The organism is Azospirillum sp. OGB3 (assembly GCF_014192915.1).
In the GTDB taxonomy this organism is placed as follows: domain Bacteria; phylum Pseudomonadota; class Alphaproteobacteria; order Azospirillales; family Azospirillaceae; genus Azospirillum.
Map to the genome: position 1 here is coordinate 299,154 of NZ_JACHYN010000005.1, position 13,390 is coordinate 312,543.

The 13,390-nt window shown below is 70.4% G+C and carries 14 protein-coding genes; 5 read left to right on the forward strand and 9 right to left on the reverse strand.

Annotated elements, in window-relative coordinates:
* Positions 1–119: 119 nt before the first annotated feature.
* The 9 genes from FHW79_RS13580 to FHW79_RS13620 all read right to left on the reverse strand — a co-directional run bounded on the left by FHW79_RS13580 (position 120) and on the right by FHW79_RS13620 (position 7,349).
* Entirely contained in the window at positions 120–983 is an 864-nt protein-coding gene (locus FHW79_RS13580) for a zinc ABC transporter substrate-binding protein (protein WP_183179413.1), read from the reverse strand.
* Positions 980–1,870 (reverse strand): metal ABC transporter permease, encoded by an 891-nt coding sequence (locus FHW79_RS13585; RefSeq protein ID WP_014199230.1) that lies wholly within the window; start codon positions 1,868–1,870, stop codon positions 980–982. Before FHW79_RS13585 ends, FHW79_RS13580 begins: the two co-directional genes overlap by 4 nt.
* Positions 1,867–2,595: a metal ABC transporter ATP-binding protein gene (locus FHW79_RS13590; RefSeq protein WP_183179414.1), complete on the reverse strand. Its 729-nt coding sequence runs from the start codon at positions 2,593–2,595 to the stop codon at positions 1,867–1,869. Before FHW79_RS13590 ends, FHW79_RS13585 begins: the two co-directional genes overlap by 4 nt.
* Positions 2,592–3,524 carry a zinc ABC transporter substrate-binding protein gene (locus tag FHW79_RS13595; protein WP_183179415.1) on the reverse strand — a complete coding sequence of 311 codons (933 nt, stop codon included), beginning with the start codon at positions 3,522–3,524 and terminating at the stop codon, positions 2,592–2,594. The genes FHW79_RS13590 and FHW79_RS13595 overlap by 4 nt, the downstream gene beginning before the upstream one ends.
* Complete coding sequence (locus FHW79_RS13600; protein WP_183179416.1) at positions 3,521–4,072, reverse strand: DUF6162 family protein; 552 nt, start codon at positions 4,070–4,072, stop codon at positions 3,521–3,523. Before FHW79_RS13600 ends, FHW79_RS13595 begins: the two co-directional genes overlap by 4 nt.
* 22 nt (positions 4,073–4,094) lie before the next feature.
* The gene (locus tag FHW79_RS13605; RefSeq protein ID WP_183179417.1) at positions 4,095–4,412 is read right to left on the reverse strand and encodes a hypothetical protein; all 318 of its coding nucleotides are present in this window, start codon (positions 4,410–4,412) and stop codon (positions 4,095–4,097) included.
* Positions 4,409–4,882 carry a hypothetical protein gene (locus tag FHW79_RS13610; RefSeq protein WP_247884349.1) on the reverse strand — a complete coding sequence of 158 codons (474 nt, stop codon included), beginning with the start codon at positions 4,880–4,882 and terminating at the stop codon, positions 4,409–4,411. The genes FHW79_RS13605 and FHW79_RS13610 overlap by 4 nt, the downstream gene beginning before the upstream one ends.
* The gene (locus FHW79_RS13615) at positions 4,875–6,023 is read right to left on the reverse strand and encodes a PepSY-associated TM helix domain-containing protein (protein ID WP_183179418.1); all 1,149 of its coding nucleotides are present in this window, start codon (positions 6,021–6,023) and stop codon (positions 4,875–4,877) included. The genes FHW79_RS13610 and FHW79_RS13615 overlap by 8 nt, the downstream gene beginning before the upstream one ends.
* 150 nt (positions 6,024–6,173) lie before the next feature.
* Positions 6,174–7,349, reverse strand: a complete 1,176-nt coding sequence (locus FHW79_RS13620; RefSeq protein WP_183179419.1) for an ROK family transcriptional regulator — start codon at positions 7,347–7,349, stop codon at positions 6,174–6,176.
* A gap of 189 nt (positions 7,350–7,538) precedes the next feature.
* Here FHW79_RS13620 and FHW79_RS13625 point away from each other — a divergent pair, with 189 nt between their 5' ends.
* The 5 genes from FHW79_RS13625 (at position 7,539) to FHW79_RS13645 (ending at position 13,387) form a co-directional block, all read left to right on the forward strand.
* The gene (locus FHW79_RS13625; protein WP_183179420.1) at positions 7,539–9,086 is read left to right on the forward strand and encodes a sugar ABC transporter ATP-binding protein; all 1,548 of its coding nucleotides are present in this window, start codon (positions 7,539–7,541) and stop codon (positions 9,084–9,086) included.
* On the forward strand, positions 9,064–10,068 hold the full coding sequence (locus FHW79_RS13630; RefSeq protein ID WP_183179421.1) for an ABC transporter permease: 1,005 nt from the start codon (positions 9,064–9,066) through the stop codon (positions 10,066–10,068). Before FHW79_RS13625 ends, FHW79_RS13630 begins: the two co-directional genes overlap by 23 nt.
* 42 nt (positions 10,069–10,110) lie before the next feature.
* The gene (locus FHW79_RS13635) at positions 10,111–11,064 is read left to right on the forward strand and encodes a substrate-binding domain-containing protein (RefSeq protein WP_035681887.1); all 954 of its coding nucleotides are present in this window, start codon (positions 10,111–10,113) and stop codon (positions 11,062–11,064) included.
* Between the two features lie 78 nt (positions 11,065–11,142).
* Positions 11,143–12,198, forward strand: coding sequence for a sugar phosphate isomerase/epimerase (locus FHW79_RS13640; RefSeq protein WP_183179422.1), 1,056 nt, complete (start codon positions 11,143–11,145; stop codon positions 12,196–12,198).
* Positions 12,199–12,211: 13 nt separating this feature from the next.
* Positions 12,212–13,387, forward strand: a complete 1,176-nt coding sequence (locus FHW79_RS13645; RefSeq protein WP_183179423.1) for a Gfo/Idh/MocA family oxidoreductase — start codon at positions 12,212–12,214, stop codon at positions 13,385–13,387.
* Positions 13,388–13,390: the final 3 nt, after the last annotated feature.

Consider the following 13,390-nt stretch of genomic DNA (forward strand, 5'->3'; position numbering starts at 1 on the left):
AGGCGAGGTATTGCCCCCACCCCGGCCCTCCCCCGCTGATGCAGGGGAGGGAGTTTTGTCCCCTCCCCTGCGATAGCGGGGGAGGGTCAGGGAGGGGGCGGGAGGGGGTAAGCCCTCCCTCACCGCAGCCCCGCCTCCACCTGCTCCGCCATCCGGGCCAGCGCCGTGTCCATCGCCGCCGGCGGACCGCTCTCCAGACTGTCCAGCACGAGCAGCCGGGCGCCGCCGTCGGCCACAGCCTTGAGGATTTCCGGAGCCGGCTGGCGGTGGTGCAGCACCACGGGAATCGCATCGGCCTTCAGGGTCGCGGTCAGTTCGGCCAGACGCTCCGGCGTCCAGTCGCGGTCGTCGCGGGTCCAGACCCGGCGCAGGTCGAGCCCGAGATCGGCGGCCAGCGTGGCGAAGCGGTCGGACAGCGCCGCCGCCGACGGGTCCGGCAACGCGGCGAAGGCCTGCGCCGACCGGGACGACACCGTCAGCAGCCCGCGCTTCAGGCCGGCGAGATTCGCGTCGATGGCGTCGGCCGACCCGGGATACAGGCGCCGCAGGTCGGCGGCCAGGATGTCGGCCATCCGCCCGGCGTTGGCGATGCCCAGCCAGGGGAAGGCGGCGGCGCCGTTGACCGCGATCCCCGGCAGGGCGCCGTCCACCGGGTGGGCGGCGTCGATCTCGACGAGGCGGATGTTGGCGCGCCGCGCCAGCGGGTAGAGCGGGTCCTCGGCCCAGGCGGAGCGCAGGGTCAGCACCGCATCGGCCTTGCGGGCGGCCTCCGCCAGCTTCGCCTCGCCGCGCCCGCTCAGGAAGGCGTGCTGGCGCCCCATGGGGATGGCCGGCGGGACCACCGCCTCCACCACCACCGGCGTTCCCTTCGTCAGCGCCTGGGCCAGCCCGGCGGTGACCGGGTGCCCGGCCAGCACCGTCTCGGCGGAGGCGCCCGCCACCGTGGACAGCAGCAGGAGCGCCGCGAGCGTGACGCGCTTCATCCCTCTTCCCCTTTCATGAACAGGCGCGCCAGCAACGCGCCCAGGAACAGCAGCCCCGCCGCCAGGATGATCGCGCCGCCCGACGGCACCGGCAGGGCGAGTTGCACGGGCAGCAGAATTCCGGCCACCGCCGCCACGCTGGCGAAGGCGACCGACAGCAGGAAGAAGCCGCGCAGCGACGAGGCGACGACCCGCGCCGCGGCGGCCGGAATGACCAGCAGCGCCCCCACCAGGATGGCGCCGATGATCTTGACCGACGCCACGGTGACCACGGTCACCAGAACGATGAACAGATAGTCCAGCCCCTTCACCGGCACGCCGCGCACCCGCGCCAGCGCCGGGTTGAAGCTGGCCAGCAGCAGCCGGTTGAACAGCGGCAGCATCAGCGCGGTCACCCCGAGGGCCACCACCAGCAGCACGGTCAGGTCGCGGTCGTCCACCGTCAGGACCGAGCCGAACAGCACATTCTCCAGGATGTGGATGTTGACCCGGCTGGCCAGGATCAGCAGCAGGCTGGCGCCCAGCGCCAGCGACACCGACAGGAAGACGCCGATCAGCGTGTCGGCGGTCAGGTTGCTGCGGTTGCGCGTGTAGTTGACCAGCAGCGCGAACAGCAGGCAGTAGCCGAACAGGCTGGCGTAGGGACCGGTGTAGGGCTCCCCCACCAGGATGCCGATGGCGACACCGGTCAGCGCGGCGTGGCCGACCGCTTCGGAGAAGAAGGCCAGCCGCTTGGTCACCACCAGCGTGCCGAGTCCGCCGAGCACCGGGCCGATGACCAGCCCGGACAGCAGCGCGTTGACGAGAAAGCCGTGGGTCAGTCCGGCGGGCAGCAGCCCGGCCCCGGCCCAGCCCTGGACCAGGGCGCGCAACGCCTCGAAGCTCATGACGCGATCCTCTCGGCTCCGGCGCGGCGGGGTACCGCGGAGAACAGGTCGAACACCCGCTCCGGCGACAGCATCTCCATGGGATGGCCATCGAACAGCACGCGCCGGTTCAGGCCGGTCACCCGCGTCGCCAGCCGGCGCACCTGGGCCAGATCGTGCTCGACCCACAGGATGGTGGTCCCGGCGGCGGACAGCTCGGCCAGCAGCGTTTTGAAGATGGCGATCCCGGCCTCGTCGAGCGCGGTCATCGGCTCGTCCAGAACGATCAGGTCCGGCGCCGGGATCAGCGCCTGGGCGAGCAGGACGCGCTGCCGCTCGCCCCCCGACAGGGCGCCGAAGCGGCGGCGCGCCTTGCCGGCCATGCCGACGCGGTCCAGCGCCGCGCCGTAATTGATGCGTCGGTCCGGCCCGAGGAAGGCGGGGCGGCGCTGACACAGCACGGCCAGGAAGTCCTCCACCGTCAGCGGCAGGCCGCGGTCGAACTCCACCGATTGCGGCACGTAGGCGACCGTGCCCGGCCCGTCGCCCGGCCAGTCGAGCCGGATCGTCCCGCGGTGCGGCGCCTGACCGAGCAGGGCGCGGATCAGCGACGACTTGCCGCCGCCGTTGGGGCCGACCAGCGCGTGCACGGTGCCCGCGGCGACGCGCAGGGACACACCGTCGAGGATCACCGTGCGCCCCAGCGTCAGGTCCACCGCGTCGAACAGGATGGCGGGGCCCGTCACGGCGCCGCCTCGGCCATCGCCAGGACCAGCGTGTCGAGGTTGCGGGCCATCTCGCGCTCGAACAGGTCGGGCGCGTAGTCGCCGTGCGAGATGTGGGAAAAGGCGTAGAGCCGGATGCCGGTCTCGCGCCGGATCGTCTCCACATAGGCGCTGGGGAAGTTCAGCTCCGAGAAGATCACCTGCACGTCGAGCTTGCGCATCGTCGCGATGGTTTCGGCAAGCTGGGCCGGGCTGGGCTCGATGCCGTGGGCGGGCTCGACGACGGCGGAGACCTCCAGCCCGAACTCCCGCAGCAGGTAATCGTAGGCACCGTGGATGGTGGCGACGCGCAGGCTGGCGGTGCCCGCCGTCGCCAGCTTCGCCAGCGCGTCGGCCCGCAACTGGCGCAGGCGGCGGGAATAGGCGCGGGCGTTGGCGGCGTAGGCGGCGGCGTTGTCCGGGTCGAGCCGCCCCAGCTCGCGCGCGATGGTCGCGACCTGGAGGACCGAGTTGGTGATCGACAGGAAGCTGTGCGGGTTGACCACCTTCCCCGCCGCCCGCGCCGCCATTCCCGCGGCGGGCAGCAGCGGCACGTCGGCGTTGGCTTCGACCACCGGCAGCGCCGGCTTCGCCGAGGCGGCGATCATCCGCCCGGCGAAGTCGTCGTGCCCGATGCCGTTCAGGACGATGGCGTCCAGCCCGCCGATGCGCTGGATGTCCTCCGGGCGCGGCTCGTAGGCGTGCGGGTTGAAGCCGGCGGGGATGATCGGCACCACCTCGGCCGCGTCGCCGACGATGTTGGCGACGTAGGAATAGTAAGGGTGCAGGGTGACGCCGAAGCGGCGGCGCCCGGCGGGAGCAGCGACGGCGCGGACGGGCAGGGCCACGGCGGCCAGGGCGCCGGCTAGGATCAGGCGGCGGTTCGGCCGGCGGTTGGAAAAGAGGCTCATCGGTTCACCCCGGCGGTGAAGGTGGAGACGATCCGCTTCCAGCCGGCGGCGCTCAGCGCCGCGTCCTCCGGCGGTGCGGGCGGGGCTTCGGCGGCGCGCTTCAGCCAGATGTCGGCGCCATGGCCGTCCAACCGCAGCACCAGGGACCCCGCCAACTCCGGCGCGGCGGAAACGCCGGCATAGGCAATCTCATGGCCTGTCTCCGCGAAGGTCCAGGTGTGCCCGCCGCGCGCCGCAGCGCTGGGGTCGGCGGCAAAGGGCGGCAGGGCCTCGGCGGCCAGTTCCTCAGGCGTCGGCGCCCGGCCCGCCGCCGTCCGCAGGGCGACGATCTCCTCCCCCGCCGCCTTGAGGTCGGCGTAGAGGCCCTGCTCGGCGGCGGTCAGGCCGGTGCGGGAGTCGATGAGGTGGGCGGCCAGCGGGGCTTCCGCGTCCGGTGCGGCGCGCAGCCCGACCGCCAGGGTGGCGGACGCGAGAATGACGCCGGCGGCCAGCAGGACCCACAGGGTCTCGCGCTCGGCCCCGGCGCGGCGGACGATCTGGTGATGCATGGTTCCGGCTTCGCTGAGGGCGCTACTTGATCGCCGTGTGCTCGATCTCGACCGTGTGGCCGGGGCCGGCGTCGAACAAAACGTAGAAGTCCTGCGCGGGGCGCGGGAAGGACAGCGTGGAGTCCGGCCCAAGCTTGCCCTTCACCAGCACCTGCTCGTCGTAGGCGATGACGTCCAGCACGACGCCGGGCGCCTTCGACCCGTCGGAGAAGCCGCCGGTGCACTGCACCGTGTCGCCCTCGACCATCCGGCATTCGCAGATCGGGTAATGGGCCTCCGCCGCACCGGCGGCGCACAGGGCGAACAGCCCGGCCAGAGCGAACACGCGGGGGGTCTTCATCGCTTTCCTCCGAAAATCTCGCTCAGCGGCAGGGCCGCCTGATGCACCCCGCCGCTCCAGTCCTCCACGGTCACCCACAGCTCCTCCCGGCCGGCCAGTTCGTCCGGCACGGTCACGTCGGCCTCCCGCTCATAGGGATTGCCGAAGGCGAGCGCGCCGGCGGTGCGCAGGCTGCGCGGCTTGCCGACGCGCAGGAAGACGCCGCGCACCCGGTCGATGTCGGCGGGACGGATGTGAATGCGGTACTCCTTCATCCGTTCCCCCGTCGGCATGCGGACGGGCGCCTCGTCGTAGGTCGCCAGCGTGATCGGGAAGGGACCGACGGCGACGTCCCGCCGGATCTCGGGCGGCACGAAGATCGGCTTCGGGCTGAAATAGTCGGGGAGGAAGGGCAGCGGCACCAGCATCATCAGGGCGCTGAGATGGAACTTGCCGCGCCGCCAGTAATGACGCATTGAGTCATTACGCATTGGACGAGCCCTCCGCCAGCCGGGACCCGCGCCGGACGTCGCGCACCGCCTCGACCGTGGCGCGGGCGGTCCGCTTCATCCAGATCAGCATGCCGCTGAAGACCAGCGTGGTCATCAGCAAGCCGAAGGCGAACCACACCAGCTTGACCGGCAAGCCGCCGAAATCGCCGGTGTGCAGGGCGCGCATGATGGTGCGGGTCAGCTCGATGCCCGAGGCCGCCTCCATCCCGCCCTCGATGAGGATCACCTCGGCGGTGAAGGGGTTCACCCGGACATAGTCGGGCAGCAGCGGCACCTGCCCGCTGGACCCCGCCACCGTCGCCGGGTCGTAGGCGGTGCCGGGCAGCCACAGGTAGCGCAGCCGCATGTCCGGCAGGGCCGCCTTGGCGCTGGCCAGGACGGCGTCGACGTCCGGCCTCGGCGCGGTCGCGCTCACCGGGATCTGATCGCGGGCCAGCAGCACCGGCGCCTTCCCACCGCCCAGCCCCATCCCGAGATGGAACAGCATCATGTAGATCAGGAACCACAGGCTGGTGACCGAGATGACCGCGATGAACCAGATGGACCATGTGCCGGCGACGCGGTGCAGGTCGCCCCACATCACGCGCGGCGCCTGCCGCCAGCGGATGCGCGGCTGGTAGAAGGATTTCCAGAACCGCTTGTAGACCACTAGCCCGGTGACCAGCGACCCGACGAGCGGAATGGCCAGCAGGGTCACGAGGTACCAGCCCACCGGGAAGGTCATCAGCCAGCCGTGCAGCGCGCGGAAGAAGCTCTGGAACGAGTTGCCGGTGGACAGCCCCTGCACCGCCCCGCTGACCGGATTCACCCAGGCGGTGGTGGAGGTTCCGTCGGGCATCGCCATCCGGGCTCCGACCGCCATATGGGAGCCGCCCCAGCTCAGCGAACTCACCCGCCCGCCCGGCGCCGCGGCCTCGGCGGCGGCGATCAAAGCGCTGACCGGCAGCGGCTCCCCGGCACCCGACGCCCGCATGGCGGGATTGACCAGCCACATGATCTCGGTGCTGACCACGGCGATGGTCCCGGTCAGGCAGACGAAGAACAGAAACGCCCAAAGGGGCATCGCCAACCAGGAGTGCCACAGGAACCACAGCCGCGTGCGCGACTTGCCAACGCTCATCTCGTCCTCTCCGAAGGAACCACCGGTCCTTCTGCTCAGACGAACGGGCACGCCTCCCGCCTCACCCCAAAATGCGAAGAATTCTCATTATCGTTTGCGGCGCGGCACAGAGGGCGGCGGCAAGACCCGGTTTCCGCGCACGCCCTAGCCTTACAGAATCGGGCTCGGCACCGACAGAAAGCCATCCATGGCCAGCGCGATTCCCCCCATGGGAACGGCGTCCGGGCCGAGCGGCGAGACCAGAAGCCGCAGGTCGCGGCGCAACGGTTCCAGAGCGTGCTCGTCGAGGGCGGCGTTCAGCGTCGGCAGAACAAATTCGGCGACGATCGACAGGTTGCCGCCCAGCACCACCAGACCCGGATTCGTCAGGTTGACCATGTGGGAGAGTGCCATGCCGAGATGCGCACCGGCCGCCTCCAACAGGCTCCGCACAACCGGATCGCCGTCGCGCGCCGCGGCGGCGGCGGCCCAGAGGTCCGGCAGGGCCCGCTCCCGCTCACCGGCCTGGGCGAGGATCGAGGTTTCCGAAACGTAGGTTTCCAGGCAGCCCCGCTTGCCGCATCCGCAGGGACGGCCGCCCGGCACGACGGTCAGGTGGCCGATCTCCCCGGCGAAGCCCTGCGCGCCGCGATAGAGCCGCCCGCCGAGGAACAGCCCGCCGCCGACGCCCGAATGACCGGTCAGATAAACGAAATCCTCCACCCCTCGGCAGGCGCCGAACAGACGCTCGGCCATGGCGGCGGCCTTGGTGTCGTTGTCGACATGGACCGGCGCGCCCAGCGCCTCCTCCAGCAGCGGGCGGATCGGCGTGTCGCGCCAGCCCAGGTTGGGTGCCAGCACGAGCCGGCCCTCGCGGTCCATCAGCGCCGGAATGCCGATGCCGATGCCGCGCAGGGGCGGCGGCACTCCGCCCTCCGGCCGGCTCGCTGCCACGACCGCGTCGATCCCCTCGTGCAGCCGGCGCAGCGCCGTGGCGAGGTCGGTGCTGCCGGGAATCTGCGACTGCTTCACCACCGTGCCGGCCAGCGTGGTGGAGACGATGCGGATCGTCCCCGGCTCCAGCCGGGCGCCGACCAGCAGCCCGGCCGACGGCGCGATGCCGAGCGCGGTCTCCGGCCTTCCGATGCGGCGGGCGCGCGGCGCCTCGCTCCGCTCGACCAGTCCCTCCTCGATCATCTGCGCCACGATGGCCGAGGTCGTCGCCTTGTCCAGGCCGGTCAGCCGGCTGAGGTCGCGCTGCGCGCAACTCGGGTTCTCCCGCAGCGCGTGGAAGACGCGGACCATGTTGAGGCGGCGGATCGCGGCCGAGTTGACCCTTGGCAGCATGCGGATTCCTGTCTCGCGCGTCTGGCGGCAATCGTTGGGCGCCGGGCGGGGCATACACCGAAAAGGTGGGGGATGTCGCCCCGACATGGCTTGACGCGGGCTGATTCGAATCATACGCTCCCATTTGTTAGACCGTCTATCTAATTCGCGGCCACACGAGAAGCCGCAATCCAGGGAGGGGGCGACCCCATGGCCGAGCCGCTTCTGGCAGCGTTCGGCGTCACGAAGAGCTTTGGGCCCGTCGAGGTCCTCCATGGGGTGGATTTCACCGTCCTGCGCGGTGAGGTGCACGCCCTGGTCGGCGAGAACGGGGCCGGCAAATCGACGCTGATGAAGATCCTGTCCGGCTTTCACCGGCCGACCTCGGGCGCCGTGCGCGTGGATGGGCGGTCGGTGAGCTTTTCCGGCATCGGCGCCGCCGAGGCGGCGGGCGTCGTGCTGATCCATCAGGAATTCAACCTCGCCGAACACCTGACGGTCGAGGAGAACATCTTTCTCGGGCGCGAGCTGCGGCGCGGCCCGTTCCTCGACAAGCGCGCCATGCGCGAGCGGTCCCGCGCCGTCCTGGCGGAGTTGGAATGTTCGGTGGACCCGCGCACGCGGGTCCGCGACCTCGCCGTGTCGGAGCGGCAGATGGTCGAGATCGCCAAGGCGATGTCGCGCGAGGTCCGCGTCCTCATCATGGACGAGCCCACGGCGGTGCTGACCGGCACCGAGTCCGCCGTGCTGTTCAGCCTGATCCGCCGGCTGCGCGACCAGGGGGTGGGGATCGTCTACACCTCCCACAAGCTGGACGAGGTGCGGGCCATCACCGACCGGGTGACCGTTCTGCGCGACGGCCACCACATCGCCACCCGCCCGACCGCCGAACTGACGGAGGATGACATCGCCCAGCTCATGGTCGGGCGGGCGATCAGCGACCTGTTCCCGGCCAAGACGCCGCCGGCGCCGGACGCGCCCGTGGTGCTGGAGGCGCGGGGGATCGACGTTCCCGGCTGGGTGCGGGGCGCCGGCTTCGACCTGCGCCGCGGCGAGATCCTGGGTTTCGCCGGGCTGATCGGCGCCGGGCGGACGGAACTCGCCGAGGGGCTGCTCGGCCTGCGCCGCCGCACCGCCGGCACGCTGACCCGCAACGGGGAGCCGTTGCGCGTCCGCCGCCTGGAGGACGCGGTGGCGGCCGGCATCGCCTACCTGACCGAGGACCGCAAGGGCAAGGGCCTGCTGCTCGCCAAGGGTTTGCAGCCGAACCTGACGCTGCTGGCGCTGGACCGCTACGGCCGGGTCTTCGTCGACGAGCGGCGGGAGGCCTCGGCGCTGGAGCGCGCGGTGCGGGAGTTCGACATCCGCGTCCGGACGCTGGACGTGCCGGTCGGCAGCCTCAGCGGCGGCAACCAGCAGAAGCTGCTGCTCGCCAAGACGATGCAGGTCGATCCGGACATCCTGATCGTGGACGAGCCGACGCGCGGCATCGACATCGGGACCAAGCAGCAGATTTACCAGTTCCTGCACGACTTCGCCCGCCGGGGCGGGTCGGTGATCCTCATCTCCTCGGAAATGCCCGAGATCATCGGGCTGTCGCACCGGGTGATGGTCATGCGCTCCGGCGTGGTGACCGGCATCCTGGAGGGTGACGAGGTCGAGGAGGGCGAGATCGTCCGCTACGCCACCGGCCTGAAGGGCCGCACATCAAGCCGTCCATCACAAGGAGACGCGCATGACGCCGTCGGTCATGCCTGAGGCCGCGCGGAAGCCCTCCTCCGGCTTCGATCTGAAACTCTACGGGCCATTCCTGGCGCTGGCCGCGCTGATCGTGCTGGGCACCATCGTCAACCCGGTGTTCCTCAGCCCGGGCAACATCGGCAACGTGCTGACCCGCACCGCCTTCATCGGCATCATCGCGGTGGGGGCCACCTTCGTCATCACCGCCGGCGGGATCGACCTGTCGGTCGGCTCGCTGGCCGCCTTCGCGTCGGGCGTGATGATCGTGGTGATGAACGCGCTGGTCGGCTCCATGGGCGCCGGGCTGCCGGTCATCCTGGTCGGCGTCCTGGTGGCGCTGGGGCTCGGGCTGGCGGCGGGGCTGGTCAACGGGCTGCTGGTGACCAAGGGCCGGATGGAGGCGTTCATCGTCACGCTGGGGACCATGGGCATCTTCCGATCCCTGGTCACCTACATTGCCGACGGCGGGACGCTGTCGCTGAATTCGGAGATCCGCACGATCTACCGGCCCGTCTATTACGGCGGCGTCTTCGGCATCTCCTACCCGATCCTGGCCTTCGCGGTGGTCGCGCTGATCGGCGCGCTGATCATGTACCGCACGCGCTTCGGCCGCTACTGCGCCGCCATCGGCTCCAGCGAGGACGTGGCACGCTATTCGGCGATCAACGTGGACCGGGTCAAGCTGCTGGCCTTCGTGCTGCAGGGCGTGTGCGTCGCCATCGCGGTGGTGATCTACGTGCCGCGGCTGGGCTCCGCCTCGGCCACCACGGGCCTGCTGTGGGAGCTGGAGGCCATCGCCGCCGTCATCATCGGCGGCACCATGCTGAAGGGCGGTTACGGCCGCATCTGGGGCACGGTGGTGGGCGCGGTCATGCTCACGCTGATCGACAACATTCTCAACCTGACCGGCGCCGTCAGCGTCTATCTGAACGGCACCATCCAGGGGGTGATCATCATCGTCGCGGTGCTCCTGCAACGGGGGACCGTGGCGCGTCGCTGACAGAATTCTTTCCAACAAAACACTGGCAGGGAGGAATCAACCATGACGTTCCGTTTCGGTTTGGCCGCGGCGCTGGCCGCGGGCCTGATGGTGGCGCCGGTCGCCGGCTGGGCGCAGCAGAAGATCAAGATGGGCGTGTCCATCCCCGCCGCGACGCACGGCTGGGCCGGCGGCCTCAACTGGCACGCCCAGCAGGCCGAGAAGCGGCTGGAGAAGCAGTACCCGAACCTCGACGTGGTGATCGTCACCGCCCGCGACGTCGGCCGGCAGGCCAACGACCTGGAGGATCTGGTCTCGGTGCAGCGGATCGACGCGCTGGTCATCCTGCCCTTCGAATCCGCGCCGATGACCGACCCCGTGCGCGCCGTCAAGCAGGCCGGCAAGTTCGTCACGGTGGTGGACCGCGGCCTGACCGACCCGTCCATCCAGGACCTCTACGTCGCCGGCAACAACCCGCAGATGGGCGAGGTCTCCGCCCGGTTCATGAAGGAGAAGATGGGCGGCAAGGGCGACATCGTGGTGCTGCGCGGCATCCCGACCGTGATCGACAACCAGCGCGTCGACGCCTTCATGAAGGAGATCGAGGGCACCCAGATCAAGGTGCTGGGCATGCAGTACGCCAACTGGAACCGCGATGACGGCTTCAAAGTGATGCAGGACTTCCTGTCCCGCTTCCCGAAGATCGACGCGGTATGGGCGCAGGACGACGACATCGCGCTCGGCGTCATCGAGGCCGTCAAGCAGGCCGGCCGCGAGAAGGAGATGTTCATCCTCGGCGGCGCCGGCATGAAGGACATGATCAAGCGCGTCATGGACAAGGACGTGCTGGTCCCCGCCGACGTCCTCTACCCGCCCGCGATGATCGCCGAGGCCATGGAGATCACCGCCAAGCATCTGGTGGAGAAGGCGCCGATCCAGAAGGAATACATCATCGAGGCGACGCTGGTGACCCCGGAGAACGCCGCGAAATACTACTACCCGGACTCGCCGTTCTAAATGCGCCTGCCCCCTCCCTAACCCTCCCCCGCCTTTGGCGGTGGAGGGGACACCAGTACACTCACGGGGAGACCCATCATGAAAACGATCAAGGGGCCGGCGATCTTCCTCGCGCAATTTGCGGGGGACGCGGCGCCGTTCAACAGCCTTCCGGCCATCGGCGCCTGGGCCGCCGGGCTGGGCTTCAAGGGCGTGCAGATCCCGTCCTGGGACGGCCGCCTGTTCGACCTCGCCCGGGCCGCGGAGAGCAAGGGCTACTGCGACGAGGTGAAGGGCGTGCTGGCCGAGGCCGGCGTGCAGATCACCGAGCTGTCCACCCATCTCCAAGGGCAGCTCGTCGCCGTGCACCCAGCCTATGACGAGGCGTTCGACGGCTTCGCCGCACCGGAGGTGCGCGGCAATCCCAAGGCCCGCCAGGAATGGGCGGTCAACCAGCTTCTGATGGCGGCCAAGGCCTCGGCCAACCTCGGGCTGACGGCGCACGTCACCTTTTCCGGCGCGCTGGCCTGGCCATACGTCTACCCGTGGCCGCAACGCCCGGCGGGGCTGATCGAAACCGCCTTCGACGAGCTGGCGCGGCGCTGGCGGCCGATCCTCGACGCCTTCGACGCGGCGGGGGTGGACCTCTGCTACGAGATCCATCCCGGCGAGGACCTGTTCGACGGAGCGACCTTCGAGATGTTCCTGGAGCGCGTCGGCAACCACCCGCGCTGCAACATCCTCTACGACCCCAGCCACTTCGTGCTGCAGCAGCTCGACTATCTCGGCTACATCGACGTCTATCACGAGCGGATCAGGATGTTCCACGTCAAGGACGCGGAGTTCAACCCGTCCCCGCGCCAGGGCGTCTATTCCGGCTACCAGCCCTGGATCGGCCGGGCCGGGCGCTTCCGCTCGCTCGGCGACGGGCAGGTCGATTTCGGCGGCATCTTCTCCAAGCTGACCCAGTACGGCTTCGACGGCTGGGCGGTGCTGGAGTGGGAATGCGCCATGAAGCACCCCGAGCAGGGGGCCGCCGAAGGCGCGCAATTCATCGACGCGCACATCATCCGGGTGACTGAGAAGGCCTTCGATGACTTCGCCGGGGCCGGCACCGATGAGGCGGCCAACCGGCGCATGCTCGGCATCGGCTGAGCGGGAGGGAACCATGACCATCGAAGGGAAGACGGCCTCCGGGCCGAACCGCCGGCTGCGCCTGGGCATGGTCGGCGGCGGGCGGGGCGCCTTCATCGGGGCGGTGCACCGCATCGCCGCCCGCCTCGACGACCGCTACGAGCTGCGGGCCGGGGCGCTGTCCTCCGACCCGGAGCGGGCACGGACCAGCGGCGCCGACCTGTTCCTGCCGCCGGAGCGCTGCTACGCCAGTTTCGCCGAGATGGCGCGGGCCGAGGCGGCGCGCGACGACGGCATCGACGTGGTCAGCATCGTCACGCCCAACCACCTGCACCATGACGCCGCCAAGGCGTTCCTGGAGGCGGGCATCCACGTCATCTGCGACAAGCCGCTGACCACCACGGTGGAGGACGCGGAGGATCTGGCGGCGACGGTGGAGCGCAGCGGCCTCGTCTTCGCGCTGACCCACAACTACACGGGCTACCCGATGGTGCGGCAAGCCCGCGCCATGGTGGCGGCCGGTGACCTGGGCGCCCTCCGCGTCGTTCAGGTCGAATACCCGCAGGACTGGCTGAGCACCCGGCTGGAGGACAGCGGGCAGAAGCAGGCGGAATGGCGGACCGACCCGGCGCGCAGCGGCATCGCCGGCTGTGTCGGCGACATCGGCACCCACGCCTTCCAGCTGGCCGAGTTCGTCACCGGCCTGCGCTGCACGCGGATCGCCGCCGACCTGACGGCCTTCGTGGAAGGGCGCCGGCTCGACGACAACGCGCACATGATGCTGCGCTTCGGCAACGGCGCGCGCGGCATGCTGTGGGCGAGCCAGGTGGCGCCCGGCCACGAGAACGGGCTGCGCCTGCGCGTCTACGGCGACAAGGGCGGGCTGGAGTGGTTCCAGGAGCAGCCGAACCACCTGCGCTTCACCCCGCTCGGCGAACCGCCGCGCACCATCACCCGCGGCGGTCCCGGATCGGATGGGGCGGCGGCGCACGCCACGCGCATCCCGTCGGGCCATCCCGAAGGCTATCTGGAAGGCTTCGCCCAGATCTACCGCGACACCGCCGACCTGATCGTCGCCCGCATGGGCGGTGCCGCCGCCGGTGAGCAAACGGCCCTCGTCCCCTCCGTCCGGGACGGCGTGCGCGGCGTGCGCTTCATCCACGCCGCCGTGGAATCGAGCCGCCGGGACGCCGCCTGGGTCGAGATTTGAAAG